The organism is Mucilaginibacter sp. P5_A6, assembly GCF_056400585.1.
In genome coordinates this window covers 152,111-173,993 of sequence record NZ_JBFUKZ010000008.1, presented here as the reverse complement: position 1 = coordinate 173,993, position 21,883 = coordinate 152,111, and the positions used below count along the sequence as shown (strand labels likewise).

Here is a 21,883-nt window from a genome sequence, read left to right as displayed (position 1 = left end):
AAAATAACGAAAATTAATCTACAAATTAAAAATGTTTTTTAATAATATAAAAATAATTTGGGGAAGTGCCAGTTCAGGCAAATTTTCAACTGATACGTAAATCCAGTTTGTTTCGGTTTTTAAAGGCTTTTTATCGGTTTTAATCATCCGTACAAATAGTCGCTGATGGGTAAGGATGTGTTTTAATACTGATGTGTCTTCTATAATGTTTATGTCGTCACCAAAAATCGCAACGGCTTCGGGTAATTTCACCAGCTCACCTGCGGGTAATAAAGATGCAGTTTCAACCATCGGTAAATCGTACATATTGGCCCAGATGTCTTTATCACCCCTTTTATTCATTAAAATGCTGTTGCCGTCGGTAATTAAAAAGTAGTTAAAAAAACGTTCTCTAACTTTAACCGTTTTCAATTTCACGGGTAAGGTAGTTGTTGCATTGCTGGTAAAAGCAACGCAGCCGGTACGCACCGGGCAAATACCGCAGGCCGGATTTTTAGGCTTGCAAAGCATCGCCCCAAACTCCATCATGGCCTGGTTATGCAGCCCCGGATTTTTAGTATTAAGCAAATCATTTGCTATGTTCTGGAATATTTTTTTGCCGGTGGTTGAATTGATAGCATCATAGATTCCAAAATAGCGGGCCAGTACCCGGTAAACGTTTCCATCAACAACAGCCCTGGCCTGGTTTGATGAAAAGGAAGCAATTGCTGCGGCAGTATATTCGCCAATACCTTTCAGTTTAATAAGTTCATCATAGCTTTGCGGGAATACCCCCCTATGCGCCTCCTGTACCATGCGCGCCGTTTTAAGCATATTGCGCCCCCGTGAATAATAACCAAGGCCCTGCCATAATTTAAGCACTTCATCCTCATGGGCGGCAGCAAAATGGCTTACAGTAGGATATTTTTCGATAAAGCGGTTAAAATAAGGCATACCCTGCTCAACACGCGTTTGCTGTAAAATAATTTCAGAAAGCCAAATTGTATAGGCATCGGTGGTGTTTCGCCAGGGCAGATCGCGTTTGTTTTTAAGGTACCATTGCACCAGTTCGTCGGTAAAGTTCATTGGGGTAAAAGTAATGGTTTAGGTTAAAGGTAAAAGGCGAAAGGTTAAAGGTATTTGGATGCAGATGGCATTTTAAAAAAATAGGTTTCCCTGGTTAGTAGTTTTCAACAACCTAAAATTAAGTTAAAGGCAAAAGGTTGCTTCATCAGGTTGAAAGAGGTAGCTTTGGCGAAGGGTAAAAGGCGAGAGTTTTAATAGTATCTGCACCCTTTCTTTTGCCTTTCGCCTTTTACCTTTCGCCTTTCACCTCCCATCCCTTATTCAGCCTTCCTAATTAGTTGTAAATAGGTGCTTTACCCTATACTTTGTAACAGGAATGTACGTTTTTAGTACTGGGTAAAAAAAATATGTTAAATATTTCGCTCTTAAATTTTAAAGCGATACTTTTGCAACCCCAAAACAGTTAAGTATTTATATAAAAAATAAAAGTAAATCAGATATGACTAAGGCAGAAATTATAACTGAAATCTCATCTAAGACAGGTATTGAGAAAGTAGACGTGCAGGAAACTGTTGAGGCATTTTTTAAAGTTGTTAAAAGCTCAATGGTTGGTGGCGAAAATGTTTACGTCAGAGGATTCGGTAGTTTTGTAGTGAAAAAAAGAGCAAAAAAGACTGCTCGTAACATCTCAAAAAACACTGCCATCATTATTCCGGAGCATTTTGTGCCAAGCTTTAAACCAGCAAAAACTTTTGTTGAGAAAGTAAAAACAGGCAACAAAGCCAGCAAATAATTTAAGATATGTATAAAAAACAAATAGCCGTTAGTGTAGCAATAGTTATTGTTATGGGCTATTTGTATTATTTACCTGTTAAAGGTTTAATAAAACCCAAAGAGGCCAAAAGCGATAAAACAAACGTACTTACCAGCCGCAAGGCCACCACAGTAACGGTTGATATGGTATCAGAACCGGCCAAAACCGCGATTGGGGCGGGTTTGGCTGCCAAGATAAACGACCTTGAAGGGCAATTAAAAAACGCATCGGGCACTGATGCCGATAAGTTGCAACAGCAACTGGCAAAACAGTGGGATGATGATAACCAGCCTGCACCGGCAGCATTTTACTACCAGGCATTGGCCCGTAAGCAAAATAAAGCCGAAGATTGGTTAAATGCAGGTAATCGTTTTAACGATGCATACAAACTTACCCAGGATACTTTATTGCAGCCCGCTTTTGTAAGTAACGCTGCAGAGGCTTTTCAAAACGCCTTAAAGTTACAACCTGAAAGCCTTGTAGGCAAAACAGGATTAGGCATAGCATATGTAAATGGCGCTGCCAGCCCTATGCAAGGTATAGCCTTACTGCTTGAAGTAGTAAAAAAAGACCCGAAGAACTGGAACGCAAACCTCAATTTAGGGATGTTTGCCATGAAATCGGGCCAGTACGAAAAAGCGGTTACAAGGTTTAAAACATTACTTGCCCAAAAAACCGAACTGGAGCCAACATTTTACCTGGCCGAAAGTTACAAACAACTGGGCATGAAAAAGGAAGCTATTGACGCTTACCAAAAATGCAAAGAAATGATGCCCGACCCTGTGTTTGGGCAACGTATTGATGAATACATAAAAGAATTAAAGAATTAATCACATTTAAAAATTATTACTATGCCGAGCGGTAAAAAACGTAAAAGACACAAAATGGCTACCCACAAACGTAAAAAACGTTTAAGAAAAAACAGACATAAAAAGAAATAAGCTGCTATATGTTAGCAGATTTTACCCGCCTTTATTAAAGGTGGGTAACTTTTTATTACGAGTGTTTTTTACCCACTTATTTACATACGGTTTTTGCCGTTTTAAGAAATGGAGTAGCAGTTGATAAAAGAATTAATTATCGATTCATCCCCCAATGGGGCTACCATTGCATTATTACAGGACAAACAACTTGTAGAACTTCACAAAGAACAAACCAGCAATAATTATACTGTTGGAGACATTTACCTTGGGCGTATAAAGAAAATTATGCCCAGTTTAAATGCCGCCTTTGTGGATGTAGGCTACGAGAAGGATGCCTTTTTGCATTACCTTGATCTTGGTCCGCAGGTGCAGAGCCTGCTGAAGCTGACCAAGCAGGTACGTAGCGGGGGATATCAGTCAAAGCTTTTGGATGGCTTTAAACTGGAAGCCGATATCAATAAAGGAGGCAAGATCTCTGATATATTGACAAAGGGCCAGCTTATACCGGTACAAATAGCCAAAGAACCAATATCAACCAAAGGACCGCGTTTAAGTTCTGATCTTTCTATCGCAGGGCGATATGTAGTACTGGTCCCGTTTTCGGAAGCCATCTCTATCTCCAAAAAAATAAAAAGCAATACAGAGCGTAACCGCCTGCGTAAGGTTGTTGAAAGTATTAAGCCAAAGCATTTTGGTGTAATTATCCGTACGGTATCTGAAGGTAAAGGCGTTGAGGAATTACAAAAGGATTTGCTTGATCTGATATCAAAGTGGGAATCATTTATAACCAGGTTGCCGTCAACCGAACCGGCTAAAAAGGTTCTGGGCGAAATTGGGCGTACATCAACTATCCTCAGGGATATATTGAACCCCGATTTTCAGCATATCTATGTAAATGATAACGGCATGTTCGAAGAAATTCGGTCATACATCCATGAGATCTCGCCCGATATGGAAAGTATAGTGCGCATGCATAAGCATAAAGAGCCTATATTTGAACATTTTGGCATTGATAAACAGATTAAAGGAGCCTTTGGCAAAACCGTAAACCTTGCCGGCGGCGCTTACCTGGTTATTGAACATACCGAAGCTTTGCACGTTATTGACGTAAACAGCGGTAACCGCACAGCCAGTAAAGAAAACCAGGAAGAGAACGCATACCAGGTAAACAAAGAAGCGGCTAAAGAAATTGCCCGCCAGTTACGTTTGCGCGATATGGGCGGCATTGTTGTTATCGATTTTATTGATATGCACAAACCGCAAAACCGCAAAGAACTGTTTGATTTCCTGCGTACCGAAATGACTTTGGACAGGGCCAAGCACACCATTTTACCACCAAGTAAATTTGGATTGGTGCAAATTACACGCCAGCGTGTAAGGCCCGAAATGAACATTGTAACCAGCGAAGTGTGCCCTACATGTAATGGTACCGGTACCATTAGGCCAACCATTTTGCTGATGGACGACATTGAAAATAACTTCAATTATATATTGGATGAGCAAAACGAAAAGGGCATTGCCCTATGCGTACACCCATATATTGAAGCCTTTATTAAACAGGGTATTTATACCCGCCAGATGAAGTGGTTTGTGAAATACGGCCAGTGGATTAAGGTTAAAAGTAACCCCGCTTACCAGATCACCGAGTTCCACTTCTTCTCCAGTAAAGACGAAGAGATCAAATTATAGATTTCAAATGTGCAGATATCAGATGTGCAGATGTTGATGAAACGTCTGCACATTTTTTATTTAGGGAAACGTGGGATGATAGAATTTTCCGGAATACTGGTCTAAAAGAACAGTAGTCCTTTGTCTTTTGTCCGATAATCCTTTGTCCAAATAAGATTAAACTGGTCTAAAAGAAAGAAGTCCTTTGTCTTTCGTCCAATAATCCTTTGTCCAACAATCTCTGTCCAAATAAGTTTAAACATTTAAGTAAAAAAAACGTATAATGCAGGTGTCGATAATCCTCAATAATGTACAAAAAGCCCCCTTTGTCGTTAATCCTGTTTTTTTTTGTTGTAATATACAGCAAAGTGTCCGGACAGGATATTGGGCAAAAATTAACCAGGTTTAACAGTGCCGACGGTTTATCGCAAAACACCATATTCTATATATTAAAAGATAGTTATGGCTTTATGTGGTTTGGCACCCAGGATGGCCTAAACAAGTTTGATGGCTATAAATTTACCGCATACAAGCATTTATCAAACAACAACAAAAGCTTACCGGCCAATAATGTTTTGGCTATCTGCAATGATAAACGGGGTAACATTTGGGTAGGTACGCGCACGGGGGGATTAAGCAGGCTGGACCGAGCCACGGATGAGTTTGTAAATTATAAAGCCGATGCCCGAAACCCTAATTCTTTAAGCAGCAATAATATTATATTTCTTTTTAACGATGCTGCTAATAACCTGTGGATAGGTACAGATAATGGTTTAAACCTGTTAATGAACGGGGAAACCCGCTTTAAGMATTTTACTCATGACCCCTATAATAAAAACAGTTTAAGTGGTACTTCGGTGAATACAATTTTTGAAGATAGTTATCACCAGGTGTGGGTAGGGACAGAAAACGGACTTAATTTGCTGAACAAAAATAAAAACGGTTTTAAACGTTTTGTTCATAACGACAATAATAACCAAAGTATTAGCGACAATTTTCTCAACGCAATAGAAGAAGATGAGCATCATAACCTTTGGATAGGCACCAATAAAGGCTTAAACTTATTGAACAGGAGCAACGGAACATTTCGGCGTTTTGCAAATGAAATTGATCGTTTCAGCGCAACCGGCTATAATCCTATTTACTGTTTATCGGGCGATAAGGCCGGGAACCTTTGGGTTGGTACCAACACCACATTACAGTTGTTTGATGTCAATAAAAAAAGCTTCGTGCCTATAAACAACGGCACAACCGGGAATGAAGATATGCCTAATGATGGTATTTATTCGATTTTAGCCGATCGGCAGCATATGGTTTGGATAGGCACCTCCAGCGAAGGGATCTTGAAGTACAGCAAATACCTAAACGTTTTCCCCTCTTATAAATCGGCGCCAAACAATTCCCCATCTGCAAAAAATATTATCAGGGGCCTGGCCGAAGACGATAAATGCGGTCTTTACCTGGCTACCGATGCCGGTTTGGATTATTTTGACGTTGTTAAAAATACTTCCATCAATTACAGCCATAACGATGCTGTACAAAACAGCATATTAAGTAATTATATATCGTGCATATTGATAAACCGGGCTAAGGACGCCTTGTGGATAGGCACTTATAATAATGGCGCCGACAGGCTGGATCTGAAGTCGAAACGGTTTACACATTTCATAAAAGGGAATCAAGCAGCGGATATCAACAATAATTCGGTTTATGCATTGCTTGAAGATAAAAAAGGGAATATTTGGATGGGAACGTACCAGGGTGGGGCCAACTGTTACGATCCAAAAACTAATACGATAAAAAAATATCTGAATAACCCCCTGGACCCTAATTCTATTGCCGACAATTATGTAAATGCGTTTTATGAAGATCACGATGGCAATATCTGGATGGGGGGCTACTCAAAAGGCATTAGTATTTTCAATCCATCCACAGGTAAATTCAAGAAAATAAATAGCGAAAACAGCGGTCTCACCAGTAATGTGATCAGTTATTTTTACGAAGACAACAAGGACCATATGTGGATAGGGACCCTGGAGGGTGGGCTGAATTGCTATAACTTTAAAACAAAAAAGATAACTGCATATACAGAGGATAATGGCTTAATTAATAACACCATAAATTTTATAGCGGCCGACGCTGCGGGTATTTTATGGCTCACCACATTAAAAGGCATAACCCGTTTTGATCCGGGCAATAAAACCTTCAGAAACTTTGGTGAAAATAATGGCATTAAAAGTCTTGAATTTGGTCTCGCAAGCGGGATAAAAATGGCAGATGGCAGGATTGCTGTTGGAAGCGTTAATGGGTTTAACATCATTGATCCGGCCAGGTTAAGTTTTAATAATAACCCGCCAACCGTTCGGTTAACCGGGTTTGATTTATTTAACAAACCTGTAAGTATACAAGCGCCAAACTCGCCGTTAAAACAAAGTGTTTTATCGGCAAAGCAAATAGTATTGCAGTATTGGCAATCGGTATTTACTTTTGAGTTTGCAGCATTGGATTATGTTGCGCCCCATGAAAACAAGTATGCCTATAAACTGGAAGGTTTTGATCCCGAATGGAGGTATATTGAAAATAAACATACCGTAACTTACACCAACCTTGATGCCGGTACATATACTTTTTGGGTAAAAGCTGCCAACAACGATGGCGTTTGGAATAATAAGGCAACATCAATTAAAGTTATTATAATTCCTCCATTTTGGGAGACGTGGTGGTTCCGTACATTGGTCGCCATTTTTGTTTTAGGCGGTTCGTATACAGTTTACCGGTTAAGGGTAAGTTTTTTTAAAAGACAAAAGCACGAGCTTGAGAAACAAGTTTATGAGCGTACCGGCCAGATAAGCAGGCAGGCTAACGATCTGCAAACCCTTAACGAAGAATTACAGGTACAGGCAGAAGAATACCAGGCCCAGTCAGAAGAGTTAGCAGAGCAGAAGGAAAAGGAGCACCAGGCCCGTGAAGAAGCCGAAAAAGCTAATTTAGCCAAAAGCACTTTCCTGGCTACCATGAGCCATGAAATACGCACACCAATGAATGGCGTATTGGGTATGGCATCTTTATTATCCGATACTGAATTGGATGCCGAGCAAAGAGAATATACGGATGCCATACTCACCAGCGGCGAATCATTATTAACGGTTATTAATGATATTCTTGATTTCTCCAAGATCGAATCGGGCAACCTTGAGCTCGACCCGGCAGATGTAGACCTGAGAAAATGTATAGAAGATGTTTTTGATCTTTTCGCTTCAAAATCTGCAAAAGCTGGAATCGACCTTGTTTACCATATCGAGGATAATGTTCCTGCTCATATCTTTGCCGATGGATCGCGGTTGCGCCAGATTCTTGTTAACCTGGTTGGTAATGCTACCAAATTTACCCACAAAGGCGAAGTGTTTGTATATGTAACATCCGCTGCATTAGCAACCGGCGAGCTGCAATTAATCTTCAGGGTAAGAGATACCGGTATAGGTATTGCCGAAGACCAGATTGATAATTTATTTAAAGCATTTAACCAGGTTGACTCATCCATAACCCGCAAATATGGTGGCAGCGGGCTTGGCCTGGTTATTAGCGAGCGCCTGATTAAATTAATGGGTGGTACTATCGGGGTACAAAGTAAACGGGGAGTAGGCAGCACCTTTACCTTTAACATTAAATGCAAAAAAGGAACGGTGTTAGAACAGGTAAACCAATTACCGGTTAATGGAATAGGTGATGGAAAAAAAGTATTGGTTATTGATGATAACCCAACCAACTTAAGAATCCTCAAAATTCAACTCGAAAAATGGAAAATTAATACAATTGCCGTAACCTCAGGGGAAGCAGCCTTAAAAATATTATCAACCGAAAACAATATAGACCTCATTATTACAGATATGCAAATGCCGGATATGGACGGCGTAACCCTGGGTAAAAAGATAAGGGCCCTGCCAAATTCAAGCCCGATTATATTACTAAGCTCGGTTGGTAATGAAAGTAAAAAAAAGCACGCCCATTTGTTTAGTTCAGTGCTTACCAAACCTGTTAAGCAGCAATACTTTTATAATATAATTGAGGCCGAATTAAAAAAAGAAATTTTACCGGGTGTTGAAAAGAAAAAAACATTGTTATCCGAAACCTTTGCGTTAACATATCCTTTTGAAATGTTAATTGCCGAAGATAATTTAATGAACCAGAAGCTTATAACCAGGGTTTTAAACAAACTGGGATATCAGCCCGACCTTGCAAATGATGGCAAGGAGGTTATGGATATGATGAGCAGCAAAAAGTATGAATTGATTTTAATGGATATCCAAATGCCAAATATTGACGGATTGGAAGCAACGCGATTGATCAGGAAGATATACGGGGCCAAACCAATGATCCTGGCCATGACGGCCAATGCACTTACCGAAGATAAAGACCATTGTTTTAAGGCAGGCATGAATGGCTACCTGTCTAAACCATTAGACCTTGAACGGTTATTGTTATCGCTCGCCGAGATGTACAATAAAAACAAAACCATTAAAGAAGAACAATAAGTATAAACCGGCCATAAGTTTTTTATAAAACGCCATAACCTAACCGCCAAATTGTCTTAAATGATGATCGGTATGCTTATAAACTAAATACCCAACCTGCTCTTTAGTGAGTTTACCAAAAAAAGAGTGAATAACTTCATTGTTTGAAAGATGAGCGTATTCTTCCAGCAGGGCCATCCATTTCTTCCTTTCAGCTGTTACATTGCCACTGGGCTCTTTTACCTTAAGTTGTATAAGGGTAGGTAGATTTCGCTTTATCGGCGTTTCATCTTTTACAAAATCCGGCAAAGCCATTCTACCAAACAAACGGCCCAAAAACGCCCGTTCATATTTTTGTTTACCTAACATCATTTCTTCATACAGGGTACAATGTTTCAGCATCTGGTAAACATTCATTTTACCCCATTGGGCTGTGCTGGTTTCATTAAGCGTGCTGATCCTGTTAATCAATTCATTCCTGGTTGTTTGGTCAAATATGGTTTTCATCTGGCTCAAATAATTTAAAAATTCAGGTCAATTAATTTTGCTTCCGGCTATCAATCAAAATTACGTGTTAAACAGTAATAAAGATAGGTTAAGCTATGACAAATACAGGGGTTAAATGCGACAAAAATAAGATTGAGAAGCGCCCCAGGCAAGCCTTTATTGCAAGCCTGTGTGCTATGAGATAATACAATGGCTGAATGTCAATATCCCCTAACCCTTAGCAACAACACCGGCAAAACTTTTTAAAAGATCATTAATGTATCAATTTTCTTTTGGATGCTTTGTTTCTCGGTATGCGTTTTGGCTAAGGCAAAAGCTTTTTTAAAGTGAAGTTTTGCTGTTTCATGATCAACGTTGCTGTAAAGCTCGCCAAGCAGTACAAAGTAAAAATGATTGCTTTCCAGCTTTAGTTTTTCGGCCTCGGCTAATGCGGCCTGCCAGCCATTGGCCTTGTATAAGGCAAAAGTACGGTTAAGCGCAACGCCTGGCGAATAGTTAACCAGCAACAATTGGTTATATAGTTGCAAAATATCTTCCCATTTTTCTTTAGTATCTTCTTTTATGCAATGCCAGGACGCAATTTTTGCTTCTAAATGATACGAACTCAATTCGTTTCCCTGAGCCGAAAGATCTAAAAAATGCCTTCCCCGGTTAACCAGGGCTGCATCCCATAAATCTTCATTTTGCTGCTCATATAAAACAAAATCATCACCATCAGTTTGCCTGGCGCCAAAACGCGAGGCATGAAAACACATGAGCGCCAGCAGGGCATTTGTTTTGGGGATGTTGGTGCCTTTATATTCGGTAAGCATTACAGCCAGGCGCAAGGCTTCAAAACACAAGTCTTTTCGCAAAATTTGGTTTTGGGTTTTGGAATAATAGCCCTCGCTGAAAAGCAGGTAAATAATATGCAATACATTATTAAGCCGATTGGGTATTTCATGTTCTGGCGGCAGCTCCATGGTTACTTTTTCGGTCCTTAGTTTTTCTTTTGCACGGTATAGCCTTTTGTTGATGGTTTCTTTATTTGATAAAAACGCCTCGGCTATTTCATCAATGCCAAAGCCGCAAAGTATGCGCAGCGCCAGTCCAATTTGCGCCTCGCTGGCAATTGCCGGGGTGCATATGGCAAAAAGCATCTGCAGTTGACTGTCCCTGATATTCTGCATCGAAAAATTTAAATCAGCAATCTCCACATCTTTGTCCTGCCGTATTTCAAGTTCGGGAATCACTTTATTTTCAAAGATCTTGTTGCGCCTAAAATGATACAGCGTTTTTTGTTTGGCTACGGTGTAAAGCCACGCGGTAGGGTTTTTAGGCACACCCTTAACTCCCCACGTTTCGGTTGCTGATAAAAAGGTTTCGCTTACAATATCTTCTGCTATTTCGATATGCTGCAAGCCGAAAACTTTGCTGATAACAGCAACCATTTTTGAAAATTCCTGCTGAAATAAATGTTTTAAATCGCCGTGCTCCATTTTATCCTTTACCTTAGGTATATCCAGCCTCAATGACGTGCTTATTTAATAGCGAAAAGACTTACGAAGTTTGAAAAACTTCGTAAGTCTGACCCTAAAGTGAACAATATTTGCCTTATAAGCAGGTCTTAAAACCTATCCAAAAACAGGCCTTATCTCCACACTGCCTCCGGCATCCAGCGCCGGGCAGCCGTGGGCCAGTGTTGTAGCATCTTCCAAACTATCTGCTTTAACCACAACAAAACTGCCCAGCATCTCCCTGATCTCAACAAAAGGACCATCAGTTACAACGCCACCGGCTTTAAGCACTTTGCCATCTATAGCAAGGCGAATGCCATTGTTAGCTAATTTCCCCTGTGCTGCTATACCTCCAACCCAGTCGGCCCATTTTTTACCAATGCGCTGCATCTCTTCGGGTGATGCTTTGCTGTAATCATAGCTGGGTTGTCTAAATAATAATGCGAAATCTTTCATTTTTATATTTGTTAATGAATATATGATTTATCCTGGTTTTGCGTCACAAATTAATTATTAATGAGCATATGCGCCAACTTTGTACGTTCCAACTGCCGCTGGGTTGGGGAAAGCCAGGTTAATGCGGTTGTAGCTGTTAATGGTGATAACCGCCATAGTAAGGTCAATCAGTTCTTCTTCGGTAAATTGTTCCCGCGCTGCGGTATAGATCGCATCAGGTACGGCCCCGCCTGCAATTTTGGTAAGCGCTTCGGCCCAGGCAAGCGCGGCCCGTTCACGGTCGGTATAAAAAGCAGCTTCGCGCCATGCATTTAAAACATACAGGCGTTCTTCGGTTTCGCCGCTTGCGCGCAGATCTTTGGAATGCATATCAAGGCAATACGCACAGCCGTTAACTTGTGATACCCTGAAATAAATTAAATTTAAAAGTGATTGTTCAATCGGCGATTTAGCAAGGTATGCTCCCAGGCTGTACATAGCTTTCATTGCACCCTGGCCTTTTTCAAAAACATTAATTCGTTGTTCCATTTTGTTTTTAATTATTGATTTATACCCCAATAATGACTGAGTATATGCTAATTGGACATGCCCGGAAAAATATTTTTATTTTTTTTATTAAACCTGGTCACGTCCATCTTGTTTTCCATTGCGTGTACGAAATGAAAACCACCGGCAGGATGATACCCAGGGTAATAATGGCTCCAAGCTATCGCTGGCGGGGAATGATGTTGCTAAAAGGACTCGCAAGCTGAAAGATAAAATTTCGCGAAATTTTTAACGGGAAATAATGTTTTGAAAGGTTTGTCCTAAGAAACGAAGGATCTCTATTGATAGCTCCCCTTAAGGGAGCAGGGGACTAATCTTTCAACAATCTGCCAAAAAACGGTTTAAGTTCTTCGGCCAGTACCTGGTGATCGGCCACGCTTGGGTGACCCGAACAGCCATGCGCCTCCATCGGTTTAAAAAAGAACGTGGCCACCGGTTTATCATGAGGATAAATGGTATCGATTTGTTTTTTTACGTTAACCAGGCATCGTTGTAAAATACCGGCAGATGTATCTTTTATCATCGGGCTGCTAAGCAATGCTATTTGAGCCTTAGGATATTTGGATTTTACCAGCTGCACAAATTTTACGTAGTCGGTAACAAACCGCAGTGTATCAAAAGCCGCCCGCGGCGTGCCATCGCCTTTACTCATATCATTTGTTCCTAAAGCAATGCTCACAATTTTAGGACTATAAGTACTAAAATCCCATTTTTGCGTATTGTTCACCTGGAAATCAACATTTTCATATACCTGCGGCATCGAAGGGTTATCTCTGTTCCATGTACGGTAAATACCGATGCCGCTTACACTTGATAAAATAAAATTGGCCTTTAGCTCCCGGCTTACCCTTGGCCCGTAAGCCATGTACGCGTTATGATGATCATGGTATTCACCGGTTCCGCAAGGTATCTCCGAGTCGTCGGCTGCAGCGCCGCAGGTAATGCTGTTGCCAATAAATTCAATTAAAGGCAGCTTTGGTATTTTCAAATTTTTAATGCCGGGTGCAGCTATTTTTGAGATAATTAAAGCGCCTGTATGTGCCTCTGTGGCCTTATAAATCCATACCGTATGTTTGCCGGGGCTACTGGCTTTAATAATAACAGGCTCAGCAGAGCCCCCTTCCACCCTTATCCGTTTTTGATATACGCCGTCCATCTCATACTGAAGATAGTTGTGTTGGTTGGCTGTGGCAATGGTTCCGTATACAGCGCAGGCAGTGCCGGTAAAGCTAAAGCCAAAATGCGCGGCAGAAGTAATTAATTCTAAATTATGCCGGCTGTTGATGATCGTCCGTCCAACAGGTTTTAAATTTTCAGCAAATATGGTATCTGCGCCTTTGATACTTCCATAAGCCTGCCCGGCAACTGATACAAATAAAATAAGTGCTATAACTAATCTGCCTTTCATAAACGTAACGTTGCGAGCGCCAATATTGGCTATGTTTTGATAGAATCCAAATTTGTTCAATTAATAAGTATAAAATGCTATAAAAATATTATGCCGCAAATTGCGCGAAGGATTTGAGAAGCTGTTTACTACACACATACTCATAAAAAGCGAATGCCTATATTTTACTAATTAAATTAGCACGATATAAACTTTATCTGCATATTTGTGGATATGACCCAAACATGCATCATCTGCACATCCAAAATCTGTAATCTGCACATCCGAAAACATGGCTAAAACTAAATTCGCATATTTCTGCCAAAGCTGCGGCTTCGAATCGGCCAAGTGGCTGGGCAAATGCCCCTCGTGCCAGCAGTGGAACACCTTTGTGGAGGAGATTATAGACAAAGGCAATACCGGCAATGCCGTACCTACCTGGAAGGTTACCTCAAATACCCAGCAAAGGGCCAACAAGCCTGTGCAGGTTGCTGATATCACCTTCAGCGAAGAACACCGTATGCTTACTCCCGACAAAGAGTTTAACCGCGTTTTGGGAGGCGGTATAGTTGCAGGATCATTAGTACTGATAGGCGGTGAGCCTGGCATAGGCAAATCAACCCTGATGCTGCAGCTGGCCCTCAACATGCCTAACCTGAAAGTGCTGTATGTATCGGGCGAGGAAAGCGAAAGACAGATTAAGATGCGGGCGGAAAGGTTGGTAGCCCCCCAACCCCCTGAAGGGGGAGCAATACAGAATGACGCGCTACTGGCTAACTCCAGCGGGGGGGCTTGCTACGTGCTTTGTGAAACATCAACCCAAAACATATTTAAACAGATAGAGTCGTTGGAGCCCGATCTGGTGGTGATCGACTCCATCCAGACCCTGCATTCATCACACATTGAATCAACACCGGGGAGCGTATCGCAGGTACGGGAATGCACTGCCGAAATGCTTCGCTTTGCTAAAGAAACCTCCACCCCGGTATTCCTGATAGGCCACATTACTAAAGATGGCATGATAGCAGGTCCGAAAATACTGGAACACATGGTTGATACCGTATTGCAGTTTGAGGGCGACAGGCACCATGTTTACCGTATCCTCCGCACTATAAAAAACCGTTTCGGCTCATCATCCGAGCTGGGTATCTATGAAATGCTTGGCGAGGGACTAAGGGAGGTATCCAATCCCTCCGAAATACTATTATCCCACCGGGATGAACCATTGAGCGGCATCACCATATCAGCCACTTTGGAGGGCATGCGCCCTATGCTGATAGAGACCCAGGCATTGGTAAGTACATCGGCCTATGGAACCCCTCAGCGTACCGCTACGGGCTTTGATACCAAACGGATGAGTATGTTATTGGCCGTGTTGGAAAAACGCTGTGGATTCAGGCTGGCGGCTAAAGATGTGTTCCTGAATATTACAGGGGGCATCAGGGTAGAAGACCCGGCTATCGACCTGGGTTTGGCAGCAGCCATTATATCATCGCATGAGGATATGCCGGTACCGTTTAAAACCTGTTTTGCCGGTGAGATTGGCCTCTCGGGCGAGATCAGGGCGGTTAACCGGGTAGAGCAACGCATTGCCGAAGCACAAAAGCTGGGCTTTAACCAGATATTTATCTCTAAATACAACCTTCCATCCGGCGGGCAGGATAAAAAACGAATGGATCTATCGCGCTACGATATCGATATCAAGATAGTAAGCAGCATAGAGGAAGTATTTGGCCAGTTGTTTGGGTAGAGGAGCTTAAAGCATAAGGCTAAAAGCTTAAAGCCAGTTAGGTAGTAAAACAAAAGCTCAAGGTTGTCCCTGAGCTTTTGTTGAAATATGGCTATGGCTTTAAGCCTTTTGCTTTCAGCTTTTAGCTTATAGCGATGGTAATACTATTTTACGAATACGGTTATTGCCCGAGTCAGTTACGTAAATATTACCGCTTGCATCAGCAACTACGCCTTGCGGCGAAGAAAATAACGCGCTTGTTCCGGCACCTTCGGCGAAGCCGGCGGTTGCACTTAGGCCAGCTAATGGTAATAACACTTTATCTGCAGTAACTTCAAATATTCTGCCGGTTTGGTCGGTAATGAATAAATTGCCTTTGGCATCAAATGCAAGTGATGATGGAGAACCAATTACTTTATGCCTTGTATTGCCTAAATAAGTAGTAACAATGCCGGCGCTTGTAATTTTACGCACCGAATAATTCAGGGCGTCGGCCACATAAATATTGCCAGAGCCATCAATTGCAATGCCCGAAGGTTTATTAAATTCGGCATCGACAGCAGTTGTATGATCCTGGTACCCGGCTACTTTATTACCCGCAAAGGTGGTTACCGCTCCTGTTGATATAACAACCTTACGAATAAGGTTATTGCCTCTGTCGGCCATATAAAGATTGCCGGCGCCATCAATAATCAAACCACGCGGATTATTAAATGAGGCAGCGGTTCCGGTGCCGTTATCATCGCCTGCTGATCCGCTGCCGGCCAGGGTACTTACCACACCTGCAGGGGTAATTTTACGGATAAGGTTATTGCTGAAATCGGCAACATACATATTGCCCAAAGCATCAGAAACCAGGCCCTGTGGAGCATAAAAACGCGCATCGGCCAATGAACCGTCAACATAACCAATAGTTCCGTTGCCGGTGAGCGTATTTACAGCTCCGCCGGTTGTAACTTTCCTGATGGCACTGTTAAGTGCATCTGCAACATACATATTACCGTCAATACCCATAGCAATACCCTGTGGGCTATAAAAAGAAGCGCTGGTACCGCTACCATCAGCAAACCCTGACGAAGCGTTGCCTGCAAGGGTACTCACTGTTCCAACCTTTGCAGAAAGATTGTCGGCGGTTGTAAACGTAATTACGTTTCCATAACCTGTACCAACAGCGTTAGTTGCATAAGCCCGTATATAATATTTGGTATTGATTTTTAGGCCCTTAAATTTACTTACGAAGCTAAAAAGGATAACAGAATCCTGGGTTTTTGAATCGGCAATAGTTGGTGTTGAATTTGTTGAGCTCCAGCAAACACCGTAATAAGTAATAGAATTTGTAGGGGCTTCGGTAATTAATCCGCCGCTGTGGGCGCTTGTATCGGCGGCATCCTTAACTACATCGGTTGTGGTTATAACCGGAACCGAGCCGGTTGAATCGTTGCCTTTAAGACATCCTGTACCGGCAAAAGCAAAAAGGATTGCCACAAACAGGATTAATTTGGTAGGGGTTTTGTTCATTGGGAAATTATGTGAATTAATTAAGCAAGGGTGCATTATCAGCAGTAAAAATAAACAACTTGCTATAGCTTACTATTTTATGAAGGCATTTTAACATACATTAACATTTAAGTAAATAATACCCGCAAATTGAACATACTAAATGAGTTTATAGTGAACATATACGCTTAGTTATATTAAAACGTAACAAGTAATATTCAATAAACCGGGGCAGGCAACATTTTGCATTTTATGTTGTTGTACACCAATAACTATATTATGAAATTGCTCCTGTTAATAGCTCCGGTATTTTGCGTAACCATGGTGTTTGCCCAGTTGCGTGCACCACTACCACATGGTATGGTATACGGGCAAAAGCCTGATTCTACTACGCTGATAGCTGCCGGTAAAACAGAAGCGTTTATGGGGAAGAAGACGCGCATTAGCACAACAATAGCAGGCAAGGTTATAAAGGTGACCAAAGAAAAAGGGGGCTGGTTTGAAATAGATGCAGGCAATGGCAAAATAATTGCCGCTCACTTTAAAAATTATAACATTACTATTCCAAAAGCTATAGTGGGGCGCATGGTGATTATTGAAGGCGTAGCCCAAAAACTATTTATTGCTGACGATCTGCAGCACCTTGCCGGAGATACTGTTACCGGTAAAAAGCAGCATAAGGTAAAAACAGATCCTAAGAGAAGGTTAACCCTTGAGGTAAAGGGGCTAATGATAGTTAAATAGCCCTTTTACCAATTACCCCATTCTATTTTTAGTTAAACCTTGCTTCCCGGCTCAATACTGATGGCTCCAGGTACAATTCGGAAGTAAACAGTTTCTTTAGTTTTTGTGATATTTCGGCCCTGTTAACGGTAGCGGCATTGCGCCTGCATTTAAGGTAATGCTCCCTTGCTACTTTTTCGGCCAGGTCGCCAAGTGTTTTTACTTTTAGCTCTTTGCCAAACCTGCCGGCAAGTGCGAACCCTGATATAGCCACGATAAGCCCTAAAGTAGCCATTACAGGCTGAAAAAAGAAACCGGTTAATGATGCTAAAAGTATAAGTGCAAACGCGGTTATTATACCTTGCTTGGGCTGTAGCAGGTTAAGCTGAAAGCCTATTTCCTTTTCAATCTCGGTTATAACTACAATACGGTTATCGCGGGGAAAAATATCCTCCAGTTTGGTTTGGGGTTTTACAAGCTCTTTAGGGGCCGCAATGGTTGAATTAATAGCATTCCTGATTTTATAGAATGCCTGCTGTGTGGTACAGCTTTCGTTATTGGTTTGCTTTACTTTTTCAATTACAACATCGCAAAGCTTGCCAAAGGTTTTAACATCTTTAAAAGATGTATCTTCTAAACTGATATTAAATGATCTTTCAATTTTTACAAGAACGTCATCTAAATCCTCAGGGTCAACGTTATTAAGGTTGAATGCCTGGTTATTATTCAAATTAACTTTCAAACTATAGCAACTAAATTTAACCATATTTTTCCTGTAACCCAAAGGGTCACAGGAAAATGTTATAAGCCATTAATGGTGTTGTGAGTTAATGCTTTCTTACCTGCTCAGGTACATTGATTTCTCTTTGTACAAATGCCTGAAATAGGGATCCTGCAGGTTGGGTATAAAGCGGATAGCCTCGCCTGTTGATTTCATTTCGGGACCTAATTCTTTGTTTACTTCCGGGAATTTATCAAAGGAGAACACAGGTTCTTTGATGGCATAACCCCATAGCTTGCGCTCAATGGTAAAGTCCTTCAGTTTATTAGCTCCAAGCATTACTTTGGCGGCTATGTTGATGTATGGTACATCATAAGCCTTAGCTATAAAAGGAACCGTACGTGAGGCACGCGGGTTAGCTTCAATTACATATACATTATCGTTTTTAACAGCAAACTGGATATTCAGCAAACCGCGCACATTTAATGCTTTGGCAATTTTAATCGTATATTCCTCCATCAGGCTAATCACATGATCAGAAAGGTCAAAAGGTGGCAATACGGCAAATGAATCGCCGGAGTGGATTCCCGCAGGCTCTATATGTTCCATCAAACCAATGATGTGTACATCATCGCCATCGCTTATCGAGTCCGACTCGGCTTCTGCCGCACGGTCAAGGAAGTGATCTATCAGCACACGGTTACCAGGCAAGTTGCGTAATAAGCTTACCACAGCCTTTTCCAGGTCCTCGTCGTTAATAACAATACTCATGCCCTGTCCGCCTAAAACGTAGCTTGGGCGAACCAATACCGGGTAACCTACATGGTGGGCAACTTCAAGAGCTTCTTCGGCGCTTTCGGCAACACCATATTTAGGATAAGGGATCTCAAGTTCTTTCAGCAAGTCTGAGAAACGACCGCGGTCTTCGGCTACATCCATATCATTAAATGAAGTGCCTATGATCCTGATACCGTGCTCGTGCATTTTTTCGGCCATTTTTAAAGCGGTTTGCCCGCCCAGCTGAACTATAACACCGTATGGTTTTTCAAGTTCAATGATCTCGCGAACATGCTCCCAGTAAACCGGCTCAAAATACAGCTTATCGGCCATGTTAAAGTCGGTAGATACTGTTTCGGGATTACAGTTGATCATGATGGCCTCAAAACCCGATTCTTTTGCGGCTAACAAACCATGCACGCAGCTGTAATCAAATTCAATACCCTGGCCAATACGGTTAGGGCCCGATCCTAATACGATGATCTTCTTTTTATCAGATGATATGGATTCGTTCTCGCCTTCGTAAGTGGAATAATAGTAGGGGGTTTGTGCAGGAAATTCGGCAGCGCAGGTATCAACCATTTTATAAACACGCTTAATCCCCAGGGATTTGCGGCGTTGGTAAACATCTTCTTCCGTTACGTTTCCAAGTATGTAAGCTATCTGTGTATCCGAGAAACCTTTTTGCTTAAGTGTGAACAGGAATTCCTCTGGAATGTTGTTCAGTGAATAGCGGCGCAGTTCATTCTCTAAATTAACAACATCCATGATCTGGTTCAGGAACCAGCGGTCGATCTTGGTAACTTTACGTACCGATTCGATAGGAACGCCTAAGCTCAGCGCATCGTAAATATGGAACAACCTGTCCCAGCTTGGATGCTCCAGGCTGTGCATGATCTCATCCAGGTTGCGGCTTTGACGGCCATCGGCACCTAAACCGGCCCGTCCGATCTCTAAACTCTGGCAGGCCTTTTGCAGCGCTTCAATAAAGCTGCGTCCAATGCCCATTACCTCGCCTACTGATTTCATTTGCAGGCCAAGCTCACGGTTGGCGCCTTTAAACTTATCAAAGTTCCAGCGTGGTATTTTTACGATCACATAATCCAAAGTAGGCTCAAAATAAGCCGAAGTTGTTTTAGTGATCTGGTTTTCTATTTCGTCAAGATTATAACCTATGGCCAGTTTGGCAGCAATTTTAGCAATTGGATAACCCGTTGCTTTTGATGCCAGGGCAGATGAGCGCGAAACGCGTGGGTTAATTTCAATGGCGATGATAGATTCATCGGCAGGGTTAACCGAAAACTGTACGTTACAGCCGCCGGCAAAATTGCCAATGGCGCGCATCATACGGATGGCCTGGTTGCGCATATCCTGGTAACAGCGGTCGCTCAGGGTCATGGCCGGGGCTACGGTTATCGAATCGCCTGTGTGGATCCCCATCGGATCAAAATTCTCAATAGAACAGATGATGATAACGTTATCATTGTTATCGCGCAGCAGCTCAAGCTCGTATTCTTTCCAGCCTATTACAGCCTGTTCAACCAAAACCTCGTGGGTAGGAGATGCCTGTAAGCCTTTGCTTAAAGCGGCATCAAAATCCTCTTTTTTGTGCACAAAACCTGCTCCTTTACCACCCAGCGTATAGCTTGGACGGATAACCAGCGGGAAACCGATATCCTGTGCAGCTTCTTTGCCTTCCAAAAAGGAGTTAGCGATTTTTGATTTAGCCACCCCCACGCCTATATCAACCATTAATTGACGGAAAGCTTCGCGGTTCTCGGTTTTTTCAATTGCGGCTATATCCACACCTACAATTTTTACACCGTATTTTTCCCAAATTCCGCGTTCGGCAGCCTCAATACAAAGGTTTAGCGCAGTTTGGCCGCCCATAGTAGGCAGTACGGCGTCAATTTTTTGTTCGGTAAGTATCTGTTCAATACTTGCACAGGTAAGTGGCAGCAGGTAAACATGATCACCAATAACCTTGTCCGTCATGATAGTAGCAGGATTGCTATTGATGATAGAAACGGTAATACCTTCTTCTTTTAGGGAAAGGGCAGCTTGCGAGCCGGCGTAATCAAATTCGCAGGCCTGGCCAATAATGATGGGGCCAGAGCCAATAATGAGAACGGATTTGATGGAATTATCTTTGGGCATAGGGCTTTTTTTAAGTCAAAAGTTCTAAGTCAAAAGTTAAAGGCTTTTAAAAGGCCCATAAACGATTTTTCCTATGCACTGAAGGCGAGAAATCCCGACCTCAGTGTCGGGGTGCAAAGATAGAGTTTTGTTAAACTTTTAAAGACTATTTTTTATAATATTTATCCGGCTGCTTTTTGGCAAAAAAAACTTTACATTTAATATACCCAAATGCGCGCCCATCCGTATAAACCAATACCAATTATTATTTAAGCAACACGTTGAATTATCAAACCAGAATGTTAAATTTAATTTGATTTTTTACTGCTTTAAGTTGATTTATCTGGAGTTTTATTATACTATTTGCGTTACAAACTTATTCAACGGGTAATTGTAGTTAAACATAACACCTGAATTATTATGAAAAAGAAACATTTTCTTATTCTGATTACGATAGCCTTGTTTTTAGGGAGTTGCGGTATGTTGCAGTCTATAGTGAAATCTACATTTCCTTATACAGCCAACCTGGTAATTCCGGCATCGGTAACGGTGGGTGAGCCTCATACAGCTATAAGTATAGCAAACAGTTTTGACCAGGATTTTACAAAAGATGGCAATAATGCAAACCGGATAAGCGAGGTGCGTATCATATCGGCTAAGTTACAATCCAAAGACCCATCTGATTATAATATCGGCAACATAGAATCATTGAGGGTCTATATGGCAAAAGCCGATGGCAGCGAAGAGGTTTTAGTGGCTGTGCGTAAGGATATCACCCCTAATGTAGGTAACAGTATTGTGCTTGATATTGATAATTCGCACTTTTTGGATGATTTGGTCCGCGAACCGAGTGTGCGTGTAAGGATGGTTTATTTGCTGCGTAAAGGTGCCAATGTTGATGTCAATTTGAAAGTATCGCTTGGTATTGGATCCGAGGTACGTGAACGCTAAGTCAAAACCCGGTTAAAGCAAAAACAGCAGGGATAT

15 protein-coding genes and 1 pseudogene are annotated in these 21,883 nt (G+C 41.7%); 7 read left to right on the top strand and 9 right to left on the bottom strand.

The genetic code is table 11. The features are described 5' to 3' along the window. Positions 1 to 18: 18 nt before the first annotated feature. Positions 19 to 1,065 carry an A/G-specific adenine glycosylase gene (gene mutY / locus AC1DO4_RS10950; RefSeq protein ID WP_477415701.1) on the bottom strand — a complete coding sequence of 349 codons (1,047 nt, stop codon included), beginning with the start codon at positions 1,063 to 1,065 and terminating at the stop codon, positions 19 to 21. Positions 1,066 to 1,471: 406 nt separating this feature from the next. On the opposite strand from mutY, the pseudogene AC1DO4_RS10945 reads away from it, so the two are divergent. The 4 genes and pseudogenes from AC1DO4_RS10945 to AC1DO4_RS10930 form a co-directional block, all read left to right on the top strand. Further along, positions 1,472 to 1,798, top strand: a pseudogene (locus AC1DO4_RS10945) (HU family DNA-binding protein); the annotation flags it as partial. Between the two features lie 8 nt (positions 1,799 to 1,806). Further along, complete coding sequence (locus tag AC1DO4_RS10940) at positions 1,807 to 2,649, top strand: tetratricopeptide repeat protein (protein ID WP_477415699.1); 843 nt, start codon at positions 1,807 to 1,809, stop codon at positions 2,647 to 2,649. Positions 2,650 to 2,880: 231 nt separating this feature from the next. Next, positions 2,881 to 4,431: an Rne/Rng family ribonuclease gene (locus AC1DO4_RS10935; protein WP_477415697.1), complete on the top strand. Its 1,551-nt coding sequence runs from the start codon at positions 2,881 to 2,883 to the stop codon at positions 4,429 to 4,431. Between the two features lie 287 nt (positions 4,432 to 4,718). Continuing rightward, positions 4,719 to 8,942: a hybrid sensor histidine kinase/response regulator gene (locus AC1DO4_RS10930; RefSeq protein WP_477415694.1), complete on the top strand. Its 4,224-nt coding sequence runs from the start codon at positions 4,719 to 4,721 to the stop codon at positions 8,940 to 8,942. A gap of 39 nt (positions 8,943 to 8,981) precedes the next feature. On the opposite strand, the gene AC1DO4_RS10925 is transcribed toward AC1DO4_RS10930, so the two are convergent. The 5 genes from AC1DO4_RS10925 to AC1DO4_RS10905 all read right to left on the bottom strand — a co-directional run bounded on the left by AC1DO4_RS10925 (position 8,982) and on the right by AC1DO4_RS10905 (position 13,334). After that, complete coding sequence (locus AC1DO4_RS10925) at positions 8,982 to 9,428, bottom strand: DUF1569 domain-containing protein (protein ID WP_477415692.1); 447 nt, start codon at positions 9,426 to 9,428, stop codon at positions 8,982 to 8,984. A 242-nt stretch (positions 9,429 to 9,670) separates the two neighbouring features. Continuing rightward, the gene (locus AC1DO4_RS10920; protein WP_477415690.1) at positions 9,671 to 10,939 is read right to left on the bottom strand and encodes an RNA polymerase sigma factor; all 1,269 of its coding nucleotides are present in this window, start codon (positions 10,937 to 10,939) and stop codon (positions 9,671 to 9,673) included. Positions 10,940 to 11,041: 102 nt separating this feature from the next. Next, complete coding sequence (locus AC1DO4_RS10915; RefSeq protein ID WP_477415688.1) at positions 11,042 to 11,380, bottom strand: YciI family protein; 339 nt, start codon at positions 11,378 to 11,380, stop codon at positions 11,042 to 11,044. A 57-nt stretch (positions 11,381 to 11,437) separates the two neighbouring features. After that, complete coding sequence (locus AC1DO4_RS10910) at positions 11,438 to 11,908, bottom strand: carboxymuconolactone decarboxylase family protein (protein WP_477415686.1); 471 nt, start codon at positions 11,906 to 11,908, stop codon at positions 11,438 to 11,440. A 328-nt stretch (positions 11,909 to 12,236) separates the two neighbouring features. Next, a complete protein-coding gene (locus AC1DO4_RS10905) occupies positions 12,237 to 13,334 on the bottom strand; it encodes an SGNH/GDSL hydrolase family protein (protein ID WP_477415684.1) in 1,098 nt (365 codons plus the stop codon). Between the two features lie 271 nt (positions 13,335 to 13,605). Here AC1DO4_RS10905 and radA point away from each other — a divergent pair, with 271 nt between their 5' ends. After that, the gene (radA, locus tag AC1DO4_RS10900; protein ID WP_477415682.1) at positions 13,606 to 15,063 is read left to right on the top strand and encodes a DNA repair protein RadA; all 1,458 of its coding nucleotides are present in this window, start codon (positions 13,606 to 13,608) and stop codon (positions 15,061 to 15,063) included. Positions 15,064 to 15,189: 126 nt separating this feature from the next. On the opposite strand, the gene AC1DO4_RS10895 is transcribed toward radA, so the two are convergent. After that, a complete protein-coding gene (locus AC1DO4_RS10895) occupies positions 15,190 to 16,560 on the bottom strand; it encodes an NHL repeat-containing protein (RefSeq protein ID WP_477415680.1) in 1,371 nt (456 codons plus the stop codon). A 258-nt stretch (positions 16,561 to 16,818) separates the two neighbouring features. On the opposite strand from AC1DO4_RS10895, the gene AC1DO4_RS10890 reads away from it, so the two are divergent. Further along, a complete protein-coding gene (locus AC1DO4_RS10890; RefSeq protein ID WP_477415677.1) occupies positions 16,819 to 17,283 on the top strand; it encodes a DUF4920 domain-containing protein in 465 nt (154 codons plus the stop codon). Positions 17,284 to 17,311: 28 nt separating this feature from the next. Here AC1DO4_RS10890 and AC1DO4_RS10885 read toward each other — a convergent pair whose 3' ends face one another. Both AC1DO4_RS10885 and carB read right to left on the bottom strand, forming a co-directional pair. Then, positions 17,312 to 18,004 carry a hypothetical protein gene (locus tag AC1DO4_RS10885; RefSeq protein ID WP_477415675.1) on the bottom strand — a complete coding sequence of 231 codons (693 nt, stop codon included), beginning with the start codon at positions 18,002 to 18,004 and terminating at the stop codon, positions 17,312 to 17,314. Positions 18,005 to 18,100: 96 nt separating this feature from the next. Next, positions 18,101 to 20,917 carry a carbamoyl-phosphate synthase large subunit gene (gene carB / locus AC1DO4_RS10880; RefSeq protein WP_477403282.1) on the bottom strand — a complete coding sequence of 939 codons (2,817 nt, stop codon included), beginning with the start codon at positions 20,915 to 20,917 and terminating at the stop codon, positions 18,101 to 18,103. Between the two features lie 399 nt (positions 20,918 to 21,316). Here carB and AC1DO4_RS10875 point away from each other — a divergent pair, with 399 nt between their 5' ends. Then, positions 21,317 to 21,847: a hypothetical protein gene (locus AC1DO4_RS10875; protein ID WP_477415673.1), complete on the top strand. Its 531-nt coding sequence runs from the start codon at positions 21,317 to 21,319 to the stop codon at positions 21,845 to 21,847. Positions 21,848 to 21,883 lie beyond the last annotated feature (36 nt).